This window comes from Streptomyces composti, assembly GCF_012034205.1.
In the GTDB taxonomy this organism is placed as follows: Bacteria; Actinomycetota; Actinomycetes; order Streptomycetales; family Streptomycetaceae; genus Streptomyces; species Streptomyces composti.
Window position 1 is genome coordinate 24,843 of record NZ_JAATEM010000010.1, and the last position, 16,199, is coordinate 41,041.

Genomic DNA, 16,199 nt, shown 5'->3' on the forward strand with positions numbered 1-16,199 from the left:
CGACGGGCGGGCCGGACAGTCATGCGCGCGGGGCTCGCGGGCAGGGTGCCCGCGGGGTGGGCGCGTTCGGTGCCGAGGGCTCGCGGGCGGGGCCACCGCGGGGCCCCGGCTCATGCGTCCGGCTCCGCAGGGCATCCTCGTGCGCCGCCTGCCCTGTCGGGCCCCGCGTGGCGTGCGGGCGGCGCCCCGGGGGACGGGTACGCAGGGGCCGGGGCGCGTGGGCAGGGCCCGGGCGGAGGAGGCGTGCAGGGTGCCGGGGGTTCGGCGCGCAAGGTCCCGGCCGGCAGGCGCGCAGGGCCCCGCCAGGCCGCCGTGCAGGGGCGTCGTGGGCAGGTGGGCCGGGTGCCGTCCGGTACGCGCGCAGGTGCGGCGCGTTGCTCCCGTGCAGTGCGCGGACGCGCCAGGGCATCGTCGCCGGCGGGGCGGCCAGCGGTGGCCGGGGGCGGAAAGGTGCCGGAGACTGGAGCCGGGAACGGTGCGGGACGACCCGAGGGCCGGGTGGATGGAGCGATACCAGCACAAGCGCGCCTCCAGGAGCCTGCGGTGGTCCCGGTTCCTGCCCGCCGTCGTCCTCTTCGCCGCGATCGTCATCGACCTCGCCTGGCTGGAGGCCAACACCTTCCCCCTGCTGGCCGCGGTCCCCGTGATCGCGGCGCCCCTGCTCTCCCTGGCCTGGACGGCCACCAGCGGTGCCGCCGCCTGCGCGGCCGGGGTGGTTCTGGCGCTGCGCGACACCGGCTTCCAGCTCACCCCGGCGGTGGTCATCCAGCCGGTGACCCTCGTCGTCCTGACCCTCGTGGCGGTGTTCCTCAACCGTCTGTTCACCCGGGAGCGGGAACAGCTGAGAACCACCCGCCAGGTCGCGGAGGCCGTCCAGCGCGCGCTGCTGCCGGCCATGCCGGACCGCGTCCGGGGGCTGGTGATCGCCACCCGCTACCGGGCCGCCGAGAAGGAGGCCCTGATCGGCGGCGACCTCTACGCGCTGCACGACACCCCGTACGGCATCCGCGTCCTGATCGGTGACGTGCGCGGCAAGGGCACCCCGGCGGTCACCATGGTGAACACGGTGCTCAGCTCCTTCCACGCGGCCGCCCGGCACCTGCCGGACCTGTCCGACGTGGTGCGCGGCGTGGAGCAGCAGGTGCAGGAGCTGAAGGACTACCGGGCCGATCTGACGGGTGAGGACTTCGTCACCGCCGTCTTCGCCGAGGTCTTCCCCGAGCGCTCGCTGCTGCGCATGGCCAACCGGGGCCATCCGGCGCCGCTGCTGGTCCACGACGGCCGGGTGACGATGCTGGAGCCGGAGAGCCCGTCCCTGCCGCTGGGCCTGGGCGACCTGGACGGGCCCGAGGTGCCGGTGGACCAGTACAAGTGGCCCGCCGGCGCCACGCTGGTGATGTTCACCGACGGCATCATCGAGGCCAGGGACCGCAACGGCGTCTTCTTCGACCCCGCCCCGGCCCTGACCGGGCCCCTCCCGCCGGACCCCGGTGCCGTCCTGGACGCCATGCTGACCGCCCTCTTCCGGCACACCGAGGAGCTCGAGGACGACGCGGCCGCCCTCGCCATCACCCTCCTTCCCCGCGACGACACCGAGACCTGACCGCCGCCCGCCGCCCGCGTCGCTGCTCCCGCCCGGCCCCGGCGCCGGAAGCCCCGGCCCGCCGGGAACCCTCAGAAGTTGCTCAACTCTGCTTTGGCACGCGGCAGCGGGGGGCATCTCCCGACCACGCACGTGAACGAGGCACCCACGGGGGGATGCTTCGGGGGATTCACGGGGGACTCGGAAGGGCGGTGACGCCATGGCTGTGGGCATCATCCTCGCGATCATCATCGGCGGCCTGTTCATCGCGGTCGTCGTGGGCCTCGTCCAGGGGGCGGTCGCCAACCGGCGGGTCCGCCGGCGGCGGACGCGGTACTCCGGAGGCGGCGGACACAGCGGCAGCGACCAGAGCTGGTGGGCCGCGGGCGGAGCCGTCGGTGCGTCCTGCAGCTCGGGGCACGACGGGGGCTCGTCCTGCGGCGGAGGCTCCTCGTGCGGGGGCGGCGGGGGCTCCTCGTGCGGGGGAGGCGGCGGATGCGGCGGAGGAGGAGGCGGCTGACGGGGCAGCACTCCTCCTCGACGGGGCAGTCCCGAACGGGGGAAGACTCTGACGGGGCAGTCCCGAACGGGGGAAGTCTCTGACGGAACAGTCCCGAACGGACGAAGACTCTGACGGGGCAGTCCCGAACGGGTCCCTGACGGGCGAAGTCCCGAACGGGGGAAGCATCCGCAGCAGCGGGGGTCCGCGCCTGGGGCGGGCCCCCGCTGCGTCGTCCCGCGGCCGGGTTCAAGGCGCGTGGGCACACCCCGTACCTCCCGGGCGCACGCCATAGTTGAACAGTTGAGCTGTGGAGCCCCCGAGGGGATGGAAACCCCACGAAGTTGGGTAAAAACGCTGTGGCGACGCCACAGTTCATGATTCCCTCTAAATCACCAAAGCAGCCCACGGACTTGCTGCGGACCCATCCCGACCGGCCGACCGGGCTGACGGGCCGGGACCCCGGTGCGACCAGGGGACACCGGACCCGTTCTTCTTCCTTTCCTTGTGTGCTTGCGGAGCCGATCCATGCTCACGACCATGAACACCGCCTACACCGACACCCGCGCGGCCGACCTCGCCTGGGCGCTGGGACGCGAGCCGCTTCCCGCCCTGGCCACACTCGACCTGGAACTGGCCGGGGCGAAGCTTCAGTTGCGACTGCTCGGCGCCTCCCATCAGGTGCTGCTGGAGGAGGAGCGCGGTCTGTGCTCGGAGACGGTCGCCTGTATTCCGGGCAGCAGTACGCCCCTTCCGCTGGGCGTCTCCAAGCGGGTCGGGGACTGGGAGTACGAATTCGCCGCCCGCGTCGAGGAGTTGCCGCCCGGGTCCTTCGCGGGCCGGGCGCAGGAGCTGCTCGCCCTGGTCGCCGACCATCCGCAGGGCCTGGCCGGGGTGTTCCCCGGCAGCCCGCACGCGTTCACCGCGATGCTCGCCCAGCGCCACGAGGGGCGGGTGCACTGGCGGACCTGGCACGCCTACCCGCAGGACGGTCAGCTGGTGGCCACCCGGACGCGGGTCGGCACGCGGGTGCCCGCCGCGGTGTGAACGGGCCTCCGGGACAGCCCCGGCGGACCCCGGCACGGCTCCCCGGAGAGCCCCCGGCAGGGCGTCGCTTGCTCATACCAAAATCGGTCAGGTGTAAACAGACACCACACGTGTGGGTGACGCTTCGCGCCGAAGGTGTGACGTACCGTCGCAGGGTGATCGAACCGCAGGCCCCCGCCCCGCCCGGTTCCGCCCCGCCCGGTTCCGCGCAGCCGGGGCACGGGCCGGCCGGACCCGGGGGATCCGGCGGCCGCGGCGGCGCGGGCGGGGCGGCGCGGCTGCCCGTGCGACAGGCCACCGGACGGTTCCTGGTTCTCAGCGGGGTGTTCGTCTGTGCGGCCTGCGGACTGGTGTACGAGCTCGAACTGGTCGCGCTCGCCTCGTACTTGATGGGCGATTCGGTCACCCAGGCGTCGGTGGTGCTGTCCGTCATGGTCTTCGCCATGGGGGTCGGCTCCCTGGCCGCCAAGCGGCTGCGCCGGCACGCCGCGGCCGGCTTCGGCGCCGTCGAGGCGGTGCTCGCGCTGGTCGGCGGATGCAGTGCGATGGCCCTGTACGCGGTCTTCGCCTGGACCGGCGACTGGGGCGGGCTGTGGTCCGACGGCCCGCGCGTCCTGCTGGTCGCCTTCTCCCTGGCCACCGGTCTGCTGATCGGCGCCGAGGTGCCCCTGCTGATGGAGCTGATCCAGCGGATCCGCCGCCAGGACCCGGGCGGCGCGGTCGCCGACCTGTTCGCGGCCGACTACGTGGGCGCCCTCGTCGGGGGACTCGCCTTCCCCTTTCTCCTCCTCCCCTTTCTCGGCCAGCTGACCGGTGCGCTGATCACCGGGGCGGTGAACGCCGTGGTCGGCGGGGCGCTGGTGCTCGGCCTGTTCCGGCAGGACCTCACCCGCCGGGCCCGCAGGCTGCTGATCACCGCCAATGTCTGCGTGCTTGCGGTGCTCGCCTCGGCCACCGCCCTCGTCGACGACTTCGAACGCGCCGCACGGCACGCCCTGTACGGCTCCGACGTCCGCGTGGCGCTGCGCACCGAGGTCCAGGAGGTGGTCCTCACCGGCGGGCGGGACGACCGGCCGCTGTCGCTCTACCTCGACGGCCGGCTGCGGGCCGCCCAGCCGGACGAACTCCGCCACCACGAGGCGCTGGTGCACCCCGCGATGACCGGGCCGCACGCCCGCGTCCTGATCCTCGGCGGCGGTGACGGACTCGCCGCCCGCGAGGTGCTGCGCCATCACGGCGTGGACCGTGCCGAGGTCGTCGAAGTCGACGCCGGTCTGGTGCGGTTGGCCCGCAGCGACCCCGCGCTGTCCGCGCTGAACCGGCACTCCCTGGACGATCCCCGGGTGACGGTGACCATCGCCGACCCCTTCGACCGGCTGCGCGGCGCATCCCCGGACACGTACGACGTGGTGATCTCCGACCTGCCGGAGCCGGGGGTCACCGAGACCACCAAGCTGTACTCCGAGGAGTTCTACGGTCTCGCCCGGCGGGTGCTGGCGCCGGGCGGGCGGCTGGTGGTGCACGCGGGCCCGATGACCGCCCACCCCCGCACGTACTGGACGGTGGAGTCGACCCTGCGGGCGGCCGGCTTCCGCACGGCCCCCTACCGGAGCGGCGACAGCGGCCTGATCCTCGCCTCCCCCGCCACCGCCCCCGCCCTCCGGCTCGACCCCTCGGGCCCCCGGCCGCGCACGCTCACCGACTCCGGCCTCGCCTCCGCCGCCCGCACCGCCGCCCGCACCCGCATCCCCGGCCTGCCTCCGTCGAGCCTCGTCCATCCGCGGTACGCGCCGTGACCGTCCGTACGAGGCGCGGGGGCCGCGGCCTGCGGGTGAGCGCCCGTGCGACGCGCGGGAGTTTCCGTTCGCGGGGGTGCAGCGGGGCGCCGCGTGGGTAGGCTCCGCTGTCATGGAGCACGAGGTGTTCGTTCCGGTCTCCGCCCAGCGGCTCAGGGAGGTGCTGGACGACCCCGCGCGGGTCGCCCGGGCGGTTCCCGGGCTCCAGCACGAGGCCGGTGCCGAACCGGTCGCCGGCCGGCTGAAGGTCCGGGTCGGCAGTCACTCGGTCACCTACCGGGGCACCCTGCGCGTGACCGGCCGGCAGGACGGCTCCTACTCCGTGGAGGGCGACGCGGCGGAGACCCGCGGCAGCGGATCGGTGAAGCTGGCGCTGCGGCTGCGCCTGCGGGACGCCGACAACGGCGTCACGCTCACCGTCGACGGCACGGGCAGCGCGGACGGCCGGATCACCGAGTTTCCGCCGGACTCGGTGGCCTCGGCGATGGCCCGGCTGATCGACCGGTTCGCCCAGAACCTGGCGGCCGAGGCCGGGCAGGGTGACGAGGGGGAGCCGTCCGGGACGCAGTCGCCCGAGATGCTGCGCACCGGTGACTTCGAACCGCGGGCCACCACGGACTTCGAGACCACCCCCGACGCGGACGACAGCCCGCCACCGCCGGCCGAGCCCGGGTCCGAACGGGAACGCGAACCCGAGCCCGGCTCCCCCTCCGTCTTCGACACCGAGGTCCCGCCGTCCTCCCTCGACCCCTCCGCCGACGAGGAGGAGGACGAGGACGAGGACGTCCAGGACACCCCCGACGGTGCCGTCGCCGAGGCCGCCCACGCGCGCCGGACGATGATCGGCCGCAGCGCCGAGGAGGTGGACCACGCCCCGCCGCGCGGCCGGTACGCCCCCGTCCCCGCACCGCAGACCGTCTCCCAGCCCACCTCGCTGCGCTGGGCGGCCCCCGCGGCGGCGCTCGCGGTGGCCTCCGTCGTGGTGGCGGTCCGGGCACTGCGCCGCAGGCGCTGAGCATCGCGCCGGAGCCGCACCGCCGGCCGGTCCGGACACCCGTTCTCCACACGTCCGGCGAGGCCCTCTTGATCACCCCGTTAGGGTCGACGTGTGAGCAACGAAGACATCACGCTGACCGCGGGTGACGCGGAGGTGACCGTCGCGCCGGGCAACGGCGGACGGGTAGCGGGCCTGCGCGTCGGCGGCGTGGAGCTGCTGCGGCAGGGTGAGCGCTACGGCTGCTTCCCGATGGTCCCCTGGTGCGGCCGCGTCCGCGACGGCCGGTTCCGGGACGGGGCCGCCGTCCACCAGCTGCCGCTCAACGCCCCGCCGCACGCCATCCACGGCACCGCACGCGATGCCGCCTGGCGCACCGCCCGCAGCGGCCCCGACGAGGCGGTGCTGACCTACGACCTGGCCGACCCGTGGCCCTACCCCGGCCGCGTCACCCAGAAGATCGCGCTCACCGGAGACTCCCTCACGCTGACCATGAGCGTGGAGACGTACGAGTCGTCCTTCCCGGCGCAGCTCGGCTGGCACCCCTGGTTCAACCGGAACCTCGGCGGCGAGGACGTCCGGCTGGACTTCGAACCGGCCTGGCAGGAGGAGCGCGGCGAGGACCACCTGCCCACCGGGCGGCGCATCGACCCGGCGCCCGGCCCCTGGGACGACTGCTTCGGCATGCCCGGCGGCGTGGACGTCACCCTCACCTGGCCGGAGCAGCTGCGGCTGCGGGTGGCCGGCCGCGTCGAGTGGGTGGTGATCTACGACGAGCAGCGCGAGGCGGTGTGCGTGGAGCCGCAGACCGGCCCGCCGAACGGTCTGAACACGCATCCGCGCCTGGTCACCCCGCTGGAGCCGCTGGAGGCCTCGACGACCTGGACCTGGACCCGGCTTTAAGCTGACAGGCATGACGGACACACGCGGCGCGCTGTTGCAGCAGATCAAGGACAAGGCCGTGGTGCACGGCAAGGTCACCCTCTCCTCCGGCATCGAGGCCGACTACTACGTCGACCTGCGCCGCGTCACCCTCGACGGTGAGGCGGCCCCGCTGGTGGGGCAGGTGCTGCTGGATCTGACCGCCGAGTACGACTTCGACGCCGTGGGCGGCCTGACCATGGGTGCCGACCCGGTGGCCGCCGCCATGCTGCACGCCGCCGCGGCCCGCGGCCGCAAGCTGGACGCGTTCGTGGTGCGCAAGGCCGCCAAGGCGCACGGGCTGCAGCGCCGTGTGGAGGGCCCGGACATCGAGGGCCGCCGGGTCCTGGTCGTCGAGGACACCTCCACGACGGGCGGCTCCCCGCTCACCGCCGTCGAGGCGGTGCGTGAGGCGGGCGCGGAGGTCGTGGCCGTCGCGACCATCGTGGACCGGGCGACGGGTGCCGCCGAGAAGATCCGGGAGGGCGCCGGGGTGCCCTACCTGTTCGCCTACTCCAAGGACGAGCTGGGCCTGGACTGACCCGCCCGACCGCCCAGCCCGCGGACAGCGGGATGGACGTTCCGGCCGAGTCTGGAAGGATGTGACCGACAATGACGTCGCTTCCAAGGTTCCAGGTCAGGGCCGACAGTACGCAGTACGCCAACCCGCAGCGCTAAGGAGCGGACAGATGCCCATCGCAACTCCCGAGGTCTACAACGAGATGCTCGACCGGGCGAAGGCAGGCAAGTTCGCCTACCCGGCCATCAACGTCACCTCGTCCCAGACCCTGCACGCGGCACTGCGCGGCTTCGCCGAGGCGGAGAGCGACGGTATCGTCCAGATCTCCACGGGCGGTGCCGAGTTCCTGGGCGGCCAGTACAAGAAGGACATGGTGACCGGCGCGGTCGCCCTGGCCGAGTACGCGCACATCGTCGCCGAGAAGTACGACGTCAACATCGCCCTGCACACCGACCACTGCCCGAAGGACAAGCTCGACGGGTACGTGCGTCCGCTGCTCGCGATCTCCGAGGAGCGCGTCAAGGCCGGCCGCAACCCGCTGTTCCAGTCCCACATGTGGGACGGCTCCGCGGAGACCCTCTCCGACAACCTGGCCATCGCCCAGGAGCTGCTGGAGCGCACCCGCGCCGCCAAGATCATCCTCGAGGTGGAGATCACCCCGACCGGAGGTGAGGAGGACGGCGTCTCGCACGAGATCAACGACTCCCTCTACACCACCGTCGACGACGCGATCCGCACCGCCGAGGCCCTGGGCCTGGGCGAGAAGGGCCGCTACCTGCTCGCCGCGTCCTTCGGCAACGTGCACGGTGTCTACAAGCCGGGCAACGTGGTGCTCCGTCCCGAGCTGCTGAAGGAGCTGAACGAGGGCGTCGCCGCCAAGTTCGGCAAGGCCTCCCCGTTCGACTTCGTCTTCCACGGCGGCTCCGGCTCCACCGAGCAGGAGATCCACACCGCGCTGGAGAACGGCGTGGTCAAGATGAACATCGACACCGACACCCAGTACGCCTTCACCCGTCCGGTCGCGGACCACATGTTCCGCAACTACGACGGCGTCCTGAAGGTCGACGGCGAGGTCGGCAACAAGAAGGTCTACGACCCGCGCAGCTGGGGCAAGCTGGCGGAGGCGTCGATGGCCGCCCGCGTGGTCGAGGCCTGCGGCCACCTGCGCTCCACCGGCACCAAGATCAAGTGACCGCCCGGCCGTCCGGCCCCTGCTGACGGCCGTCCGGCGGAGCGAACCGAGCCCGGCACCGCGACCTCGCGGTGCCGGGCTCGGCGCATCCGGCCGTGGGCGCGGTGCCGTGTGCCGTGCGGCTAGCGCTTCAGCTCGGCGTACGCCTCCTCGCTGCTGTCCTTGAGGAACTGCCAGCAGCGCTCGTACTCGTCCTGCTCGCCGATCTCCCCGGCGGCGCGGGCGAGCGCTGCCAGGCAGCGCAGGAAGCCCCGGTTGGCGCGATGCTCCCAGGGGATCGGGCCGTGCCCCTTCCAGCCGGCCCGGCGCAGCGCGTCGAGCCCCCGGTGATAGCCGGTGCGGGCGTAGGCGTACGACTCGATCACGCGCCCGGCCTCGTAGGCGTCGTCGGCGAGCATCGCCCACGCCAGCGAGAACGTGGGGTGCGCCGCCGCGACCTCGGCCGGCGACTTGGACTCCTCACTCAGCAGGCGGTACGCCTCCTCGTTCTCCGGCAGATGCGTCGGGTCCGGGCCGCCCAGCAGGTTCTTGTGCGTCGTCATGCGGCCAGTCTGCCACCTGGCCCCTGTGACGCGGCTGGGGCGCCGTCGGTCGCACGGGGCGGCTCTTGCGAGGGTGGGCCCGATTGCGGAGGATGCACCGTGGGGACCGGGGCCCCCGTGCCGGTAACGGCAGGGGCGGACCGCTACCCGGAGTGCATTCAGGAGACAGCGATGTCCCACGAGGCTTACGAGCCGGAGACCCCGCATCTCGATTTCCAGGGGACGACCCCCTACGAGGACTACGTCAAGGCGGACGTCCTCACCCATCTGCAGCACCTGCTCTCCGACGACCCCGGGGAGATGGTGTTCCTGGTGACCACGCAGGTGATGGAGCTGTGGTTCACCTGCATCGTCCACGAGTGGGAGACCGCGGCCAAGGCGCTGCGCAACGACGACGTGCCCACCGCGATGGACGCGCTGAAACGATCCATCCGTGAGCTGGAGGCGCTGAACGGCAGCTGGACGCCGCTCGCCCAGCTCACCCCGCAGCAGTTCAACTCCTACCGGTCCTCCCTCGGCGAGGGTTCCGGTTTCCAGTCGGCGATGTACCGGCGGCTGGAGTTCCTGCTCGGTGAGAAGTCCGCGTCGATGCTGGTCCCGCACCGGGGCTCCCCGCGGGCGTACGCCGAGCTGGAGAAGGCCCTGCACGAGCCCAGCCTGTACGACGAGGTGCTGCGGCTGCTGGCGCGGCGCGGGCACCCGGTGCCGCAGGAGGTGCTGAACCGGGACGTGTCGCAGCGCTACGAGGCCTCACCCGGGGTGGAGCGGGTGTGGGCGGACATCTACGCGGGCGACGAGCACGACGAGCCGGCCCGCCTCGGCGAGGCGCTGACCGACGTCGCCGAACTGGTGTGGCGCTGGCGCAACGACCACCTGGTCGCCACCCGGCGTGCGATGGGCGCGAAGCCCGGCACGGGCGGCTCCGCCGGGGTGGCCTGGCTGGAGAAGCGGGCGCGGAAGAACGTCTTCCCCGAGCTGTGGACGGCGCGGTCCCATGTCTGAGCCGACGACGCGGGCCGGTGCGCCGCAGCCGCCGGCCGAGCCGACAGACAGCAGGCGGGCCGAGCTGAGCGCGCGGGCCGGGAAGCTGGACGGCGCCGACGAACTGGCCCACAAGCGCGCCGAGTTCGTGCTCGACGACGTGGTGTACCTGGACGGGAACTCGCTGGGCGCGCTGCCCGCGGCCGTTCCCGGCCGGGTGGCGGACGTGGTGCGCCGGCAGTGGGGCGAACTGCGCATCCGCTCCTGGACGGAGAGCGGCTGGTGGACGGCGCCCGAGCGGATCGGCGACCGGATCGCACTCCTGGTCGGGGCGGCGCCCGGGCAGATCGTGGTCGGCGACTCCACCAGCGTCAACGTCTTCAAGGCGCTGGTGGCCGCGCAGCGGCGGGCCGAGCTCGCCGACCCGGACCGCACCGAGATCCTGGTCGACGCGACCACCTTCCCGACGGACGGTTACATCGCCCACTCGGCCGCCCGGATGACCGAATGCACCCTGCGGAGCGTCACCCCGGCGGAGGTGCCGGAGGCGGTCGGGGAACGCACCGCCGCGGTGCTGCTCAACCACGTCGACTACCGCACCGGCCGGCTGCACGACCTGCCGGGCCTCACGGCCGCCGTGCACGAGGCGGGTGCGTACGTCGTCTGGGACCTGTGCCACAGCGCGGGCGCCCTGCCGGTGGGTCTGGACGAGCACGGCGTGGACTACGCCGTCGGCTGCACCTACAAGTACCTCAACGGCGGCCCCGGCTCACCGGCGTTCCTCTACGTCCGCCGCGAGCTGCAGGACTCCTTCGACTCGCCGCTGCCCGGCTGGAACTCCCACGCTGAGCCCTTCGGCATGCGGACGCGGTACGAACCGGCCGAGGGCGCGCTGCGCGGCCGGGTCGGCACTCCGGACATCCTCTCCATGCTCGCCCTGGAGGCGGCGCTGGAGGTCTGGGACGGGGTGCCGATCGAGGCGGTGCGGGCCAAGTCCCTGGCCCTGACGGACTTCTTCCTGGAGTGCGTCGGCGAGTACGTCCCCGAGGGGCGGGTGGAGTGCGTGACACCCCGTGAGCACCGCGAACGGGGCAGCCAGATCGCGCTGCGCTGCGACGACGCGGCCGAGGTCATGCCCCGGCTGATCGAGCGGGGCGTGGTCGGCGACTTCCGCCACCCGGACGTGCTGCGCTTCGGCTTCACCCCGCTGTACGTCGGCTTCGCGGACGTGGAGCGGGCGGCCCGGGTGCTGGCCGGGGTGCTGGCCGGGCAGTAGCCGGCAGGTGCTCCTCGCCGAGGGGGCCGCCGCGGTGACGCCGGGGCGGCCCCCTCGCCGGGTGACCGAGCGTGACATCCGCATGCCGGCGCGGGTGCCCGGCCTGATACCGTCCCGGCTCGACGGCCGATCTCTTCGCCGGTCCACCAAGTAGGTTGCATTGCTGGAAGGTTGGGACATGTCGGACGCCGCGAACGCCGCCGCAGACACCGCCAGGGCCGCCGCCGAGGAGAAGTCGGCCCTCTCCCATCCGCCCGTCGACCCCGACGCCACGGCGGCTTACGGCGACGACCCGGACCAGGTGATCGACTTCTACGTCCCGCGCGCCGAGGGCGCGGCCGGCCGGCCCGCCCCCGTGGTGGCCGTACTGCACGGCGGCGCGTGGCGGGCACCGTACGACCGGCGGCACATCAGCCCGTTCGCCGCCTTCCTCACCCGCCGGGGCTTCGCCGTGGCCAGCATCGAGTACCGCAGGGGCGCGGCGGAGGCGGGCGAGGGCGACCCGGTGGCGGGCCGCTGGCCGGACACCCTGGACGACGTGGCCGCCGCCGTCGACGCGCTGCCCGCGCTGGTCCGGGAGCATCTGCCGCAGGCCGACGCGGGCCGGATCGTGCTCACCGGCCACTCCGCCGGCGGCCACCTCGCGCTGTGGGCCGCCGCCCGCCACCTGCTCCCCGAGGACGCGCCCTGGCGCACCGACCGGCCCGCCCCCCTGCGCGGTGTGGTCGCCCTCGCTCCCATCGCGGACTTCGCCGTCGCCGACAAGCTGGAGGTGTGCGGCGGCGCGGTGCGCCAGTTCCTCGGCGGTGACGCCGGGTTCGCCGAGCGGCAGCCGTACGCCGACCCCGCGCTGCTGGTGCCGACCGGCATCGCCACCACCCTGGTGCAGGGCAGGCGCGACATCGACGTGCCGCAGGCGGTGGCCGAGGCCTACGCGGACGCGGCCGCCAAGGCGGGCGAGGTGGTCGGTGTGACGCTGCTCGAGGACGTCGGCCACTTCCCGCTGATCGACCCGGCGGCCGACGCCTGCGCGGTGGTGGCGGAGGAGATCGCCCAACTGGCGTGGTGAGAACCGCGGTACCCGGCCGGCGTGATGAGACCCGTCATACCTGAGAGCTACCCCGGAGGTGAGCCCTCCGGTGGGACGCGGACTACCGGCCGGCCTCCCTAACTTCCTTGCCTGACAGGCCCGAAGGACGGGCCGGGGGAGGAAGACCACCGTGAAACGGGGAACGTACGGGGCGCTCAGGACCGGCGGCGCGCAGGGACGGCGGCGACGGGGCCCGGCCCCCGGCCGGCTCCACCGCACCCTGCTCGCCGCGCTGATCGCCGGCGCCGTGGCGCTCCCGCTCTCCGCCGCGGCCGGGGCGCGCATCCCCGCGCCCGCCCCCGCGGCCGTGGGCGCCCCCACCCCGGCCACGCTGGACACCGTCTACGCGGCCCACCGCGCCAACGCCGCCGAGGCCGCGCGGATGGCGGCCGCGTACGGCGCCCGCGGCCGGGCCGCCGCCGACCGCAGGATCGCGCACCCGGCGCGGCAGCTGCTCGCCTTCGACGGCCGGGGCTCCGGTCTGGTCACCGAGGTGTTCGGCGACCTCACGGCGGCGCACCGGGTGGCCGTCCTCGTCCCCGGCTCGGACACCGGCATCGACACCTACGACCGCTTCCGCAGCACCGCCCTCTCCCTGTACCGGAGCCTCATCCGCGAGGCGCCCGCGGGCACCCGCGTCGCCGTCGTCGCCTGGCTCGGCTACGAGACCCCCGGCACCGTCAGCTCGGCGGTCGCCACCACGACCCGCGCCGAACGGGCGGCACCCCGACTCCGGGCATTCCTGCGCACGGTGCGCACCCTCACCGGCCCGCGAGACCCCCGTGTATCCCTGCTCTGCCACTCCTACGGCTCCGTCGTCTGCGCCCGGGCCGCGTCCTCGGGCGTCGACGACCTCGTCCTCCTCGGCAGCCCCGGCACCGGCGCCCGTACCGCCGCCGACCTGGGCACCCCCGCCCGCGTCTGGGCCGCCCGGGGGGCCGACGACTGGGTGGAGCACGTCCCGCATCTCAGCGCCGGACTCCTCGGCATCACCGTCGGCTTCGGCACCGACCCGGTCTCCCCGGCTTTCGGCGCCCGGGTCTTCACGGCGGGCGACGGCGGCCACAGCGACTACTTCACGCCCGGCTCCCCGTCCCTGACCAACCTCACCCGCATCGTGCTGGGCGACACCGGCGCGGTGGTGTTCGAGGGGGCGGGCGCCGGCGAGCGGGACCCAGAGGCACGAGGCGGTGCGACCCATGAGTGACCCGACCGCCCGCAACACCTCGACGGCCCCGACCGGGCCGACCAGGCGGACCGGGCCGGCCGCCCGCATCGACGCCGCCACGCCCGCCCACCGCGACCGCGCCGTCGACGCCCTGCGCGCCTTCGCCGTGCTCGGTGTGGTCCTCGGCCACTGGCTGGTCACCGCCCTGGTCGGGGACGGCCGCACGCTGCGCACCGCGAGCCCGCTGCAGCATCTGCCCTGGCTGGCCCCGGTCTCCTGGGTGTTCCAGACCCTCGCCGTGTTCTTCCTGGTCGGCGGCCATGTGGCGACCCGTTCGCTGGCCTCGGCGCGCGCCCGCGGCGTCCCGTACCACCACTGGCTGCGCGGCCGGATGGTCCGGCTGTTCAAACCGGTCGTCGCCGTCCTCGCCCTGTGGACGGCGGTCGCGGTCGCGCTGCTGCTGTCGGGCGTGGAGTTCGCCACCACCCGCACCCTGGTGAAGCTCGCCCTGTCCCCGCTGTGGTTCCTGCTGGTCTTCGCCGTGCTCACCGCGGCCACCCCGCTGCTGACCCGGCTCCACCCGCTGTGGCCGCTCGCCGTCGTCCTCCACGTCGACCTGCTGCGCTTCGGCCTCGGCGCCCCCGGGGCCCTCGGCTGGATCAACGTCGCCGCCGGCTGGCTGGTGCCCTACACCCTGGGCGCCGCCTGGAGCCGGGGCGAACTGGACCGCCGCCGCTCCGGCTGGATCCTCCTGGTCTGCGGCGCGGCGGCGACCGCCGCGCTGGTCGCCCTGGCCGGCTATCCGGCGGCCATGGTCGGCGTCCCCGGGGCCGCCGTCTCCAATCTCGACCCGCCGACCCTCGCCGCCGTCACCTTCGGGCTCGCCCAGTGCGGTCTCGCGCTGCTGCTGCGCGCCCCGCTCGCCCGCGCCCTGCGCCGGCCCCTTGCCTGGGCCGCGGTGGCGCTGGTCAATCTGTCCGCGATGACGCTCTTCCTGTGGCACCAGACCGCGTTGATGGCGACGACCGCCATGACCCTGCCCCTCGGCAGCCGGCCCGGCCTGCACACCCGGCCCGACCACCTCGGCTGGGTCGCCGACCGCCTGCTGTGGCTGCCGGTGTTCGCCTGCGCCCTCGCCGTCTGCTGGGCCGCCTTCCACTCCTGGGAGCGGGGAACGGGCGAACGGAAGGACCCCGGCGGGCCGCGCGCCCGCTCCCGTGTCGTGCGCACGCACCACCCCGGGAAGGACGTACGCCATGTCTAGGCTGGACCGTGTGACGAACAAGGGGGAGGGGCTCGTCCGGCGGTGGCTGGGAGCACTGCGGGACGATCTGTGGACCTGGCGGGCCGACCCGCTGCCGCCCTCCGTATGGGTGCGCTGGCTGCCGCACGGCGTGGTGTGTCTGGCCGCGCTCGGCGTGCTGATCGGGGACGCCGCCCAGCTGCGCGAACACGGCACGCTCGGCGCCGGCACCGCGCTGATCTTCGCCGCCGGCCAGGCGGGCGCGATGGTGCTCGCGCTGTGGCGGCCGGTCCCCGCCTGGTGGCTGTCGCTGCTCACCATGGTGGTCTGCGCGCTCGCGGTACGGGCCGGGATGGAGCCCGGCGGCTACGAGTTCAGCTGGCCCTGGACCTCCGCCGGGATCGTCGCGCATCTGTTCGTCCTGCTGCTGCTCGCCCTGCGGGTCCGCACCCGCGTGGCCGCGGAGGCGCTGGCGCTCACCGCCTTGGCCACCTATGTGCTGCAGGGCCTGATCGGCGGGGTGAACTACCTGGCCACCGGCCAGATCGCCGTCATCCTCTACGCCGTCGTCGTGCTCCTCGGCTCCGCCCTGCGCGGGCGCCGCGAGGCACGCGCCGAACTGGTGCAGCAGACCACCCTCACCGCGGAGGAGCGCTCCCGGCGCACCCTGCTGGAGGAGCGCAGCCGCATCGCCCGGGAGCTGCACGACGTGGTCGCCCACCACATGTCGGTCATCTCCATCCAGGCCCAGGTCGCCCCCCACCTGACCGACAACCCGTCCGAGGAGCTGCGGGAGAACCTCGCCGGCATCCGCCAGAACGCGGTCGAGGCGCTCACCGAACTCCGCCGCGTCCTGGACGTCCTGCGCTCCGAGCACCCGGGCCCGCAGGGATCCGAGGGCGACCCGGACCAGGCCCCGCACTCCCCGCAGCCGACCCTCGACCGGCTCGGCACCCTGGTGGAGAACACCCGGGCCGCCGGGCTCGCCGTCACCACCGAGATCACCGGGGAGCGCCGGCCGCTGCCGCCCGGCGTGGAGCTGTCGGCGTACCGGATCGTGCAGGAGGCGCTGAGCAATGTGCTGCGGCACGCCCCCGGCGCCACCGCCCGCGTCGCGCTCGCCTACCGGCCGCACGCGCTGCGGGTGGAGGTGACCAACACCCGGCCCACCGGCACGGCACCGCCGTCCTCGGGTGCCGGGCACGGTCTGCTCGGCATGCGCGAACGGGCCATGATGCTCGGCGGCAGCCTCACCGCCGGACCCTCGGCCGACGGCGGCTACCAGGTCGTGGCCCTGCTGCCCGAGGACGGCACCGCGTGATCCGGCCACCCGAGGACGGCACCGCAG

General features: G+C 74.1%; 15 protein-coding genes. 14 read left to right on the plus strand and 1 reads right to left on the minus strand.

Translation table 11 applies throughout. From position 1 onward, the window contains the following. Positions 1–502: 502 nt before the first annotated feature. The 8 genes from HCJ93_RS09950 to fbaA all read left to right on the plus strand — a co-directional run bounded on the left by HCJ93_RS09950 (position 503) and on the right by fbaA (position 8,551). A complete protein-coding gene (locus HCJ93_RS09950) occupies positions 503–1,603 on the plus strand; it encodes a PP2C family protein-serine/threonine phosphatase (RefSeq protein ID WP_167993197.1) in 1,101 nt (366 codons plus the stop codon). Positions 1,604–1,802: 199 nt separating this feature from the next. Further along, complete coding sequence (locus tag HCJ93_RS09955) at positions 1,803–2,102, plus strand: hypothetical protein (RefSeq protein WP_167993199.1); 300 nt, start codon at positions 1,803–1,805, stop codon at positions 2,100–2,102. 507 nt (positions 2,103–2,609) lie between these two features. Continuing rightward, on the plus strand, positions 2,610–3,128 hold the full coding sequence (locus HCJ93_RS09960; protein WP_167993201.1) for a DUF2617 family protein: 519 nt from the start codon (positions 2,610–2,612) through the stop codon (positions 3,126–3,128). 155 nt (positions 3,129–3,283) lie between these two features. After that, entirely contained in the window at positions 3,284–4,924 is a 1,641-nt protein-coding gene (locus HCJ93_RS09965) for a polyamine aminopropyltransferase (protein WP_167993202.1), read from the plus strand. A gap of 112 nt (positions 4,925–5,036) precedes the next feature. Continuing rightward, positions 5,037–5,939, plus strand: a complete 903-nt coding sequence (locus HCJ93_RS09970; RefSeq protein ID WP_167993204.1) for an SRPBCC family protein — start codon at positions 5,037–5,039, stop codon at positions 5,937–5,939. 93 nt (positions 5,940–6,032) lie between these two features. Further along, complete coding sequence (locus HCJ93_RS09975) at positions 6,033–6,821, plus strand: aldose epimerase family protein (protein WP_167993206.1); 789 nt, start codon at positions 6,033–6,035, stop codon at positions 6,819–6,821. Between the two features lie 10 nt (positions 6,822–6,831). Continuing rightward, positions 6,832–7,380 (plus strand): orotate phosphoribosyltransferase, encoded by a 549-nt coding sequence (gene pyrE, locus HCJ93_RS09980; RefSeq protein WP_167993208.1) that lies wholly within the window; start codon positions 6,832–6,834, stop codon positions 7,378–7,380. Positions 7,381–7,528: 148 nt separating this feature from the next. Continuing rightward, the gene (gene fbaA, locus HCJ93_RS09985) at positions 7,529–8,551 is read left to right on the plus strand and encodes a class II fructose-bisphosphate aldolase (RefSeq protein ID WP_167993210.1); all 1,023 of its coding nucleotides are present in this window, start codon (positions 7,529–7,531) and stop codon (positions 8,549–8,551) included. Positions 8,552–8,673: 122 nt separating this feature from the next. Here fbaA and HCJ93_RS09990 read toward each other — a convergent pair whose 3' ends face one another. After that, positions 8,674–9,093 (minus strand): DUF3151 domain-containing protein, encoded by a 420-nt coding sequence (locus HCJ93_RS09990; protein WP_167993212.1) that lies wholly within the window; start codon positions 9,091–9,093, stop codon positions 8,674–8,676. A gap of 171 nt (positions 9,094–9,264) precedes the next feature. Between HCJ93_RS09990 and HCJ93_RS09995 the strand changes: the two genes are divergently transcribed. The 6 genes from HCJ93_RS09995 (at position 9,265) to HCJ93_RS10020 (ending at position 16,172) form a co-directional block, all read left to right on the plus strand. After that, the gene (locus tag HCJ93_RS09995) at positions 9,265–10,095 is read left to right on the plus strand and encodes a tryptophan 2,3-dioxygenase family protein (RefSeq protein WP_167993214.1); all 831 of its coding nucleotides are present in this window, start codon (positions 9,265–9,267) and stop codon (positions 10,093–10,095) included. Then, on the plus strand, positions 10,088–11,350 hold the full coding sequence (gene kynU, locus HCJ93_RS10000; RefSeq protein WP_167993216.1) for a kynureninase: 1,263 nt from the start codon (positions 10,088–10,090) through the stop codon (positions 11,348–11,350). The genes HCJ93_RS09995 and kynU overlap by 8 nt, the downstream gene beginning before the upstream one ends. Before the next feature lie 178 nt (positions 11,351–11,528). Beyond that, entirely contained in the window at positions 11,529–12,419 is an 891-nt protein-coding gene (locus tag HCJ93_RS10005) for an alpha/beta hydrolase (RefSeq protein WP_167993225.1), read from the plus strand. Positions 12,420–12,570: 151 nt separating this feature from the next. Then, the gene (locus HCJ93_RS10010) at positions 12,571–13,647 is read left to right on the plus strand and encodes an alpha/beta hydrolase (RefSeq protein ID WP_167993227.1); all 1,077 of its coding nucleotides are present in this window, start codon (positions 12,571–12,573) and stop codon (positions 13,645–13,647) included. Continuing rightward, positions 13,640–14,872 (plus strand): acyltransferase family protein, encoded by a 1,233-nt coding sequence (locus HCJ93_RS10015; RefSeq protein ID WP_167993229.1) that lies wholly within the window; start codon positions 13,640–13,642, stop codon positions 14,870–14,872. The genes HCJ93_RS10010 and HCJ93_RS10015 overlap by 8 nt, the downstream gene beginning before the upstream one ends. Further along, the gene (locus HCJ93_RS10020; RefSeq protein ID WP_167993231.1) at positions 14,865–16,172 is read left to right on the plus strand and encodes a sensor histidine kinase; all 1,308 of its coding nucleotides are present in this window, start codon (positions 14,865–14,867) and stop codon (positions 16,170–16,172) included. Before HCJ93_RS10015 ends, HCJ93_RS10020 begins: the two co-directional genes overlap by 8 nt. The last annotated feature ends 27 nt before the right edge of the window (positions 16,173–16,199 follow it).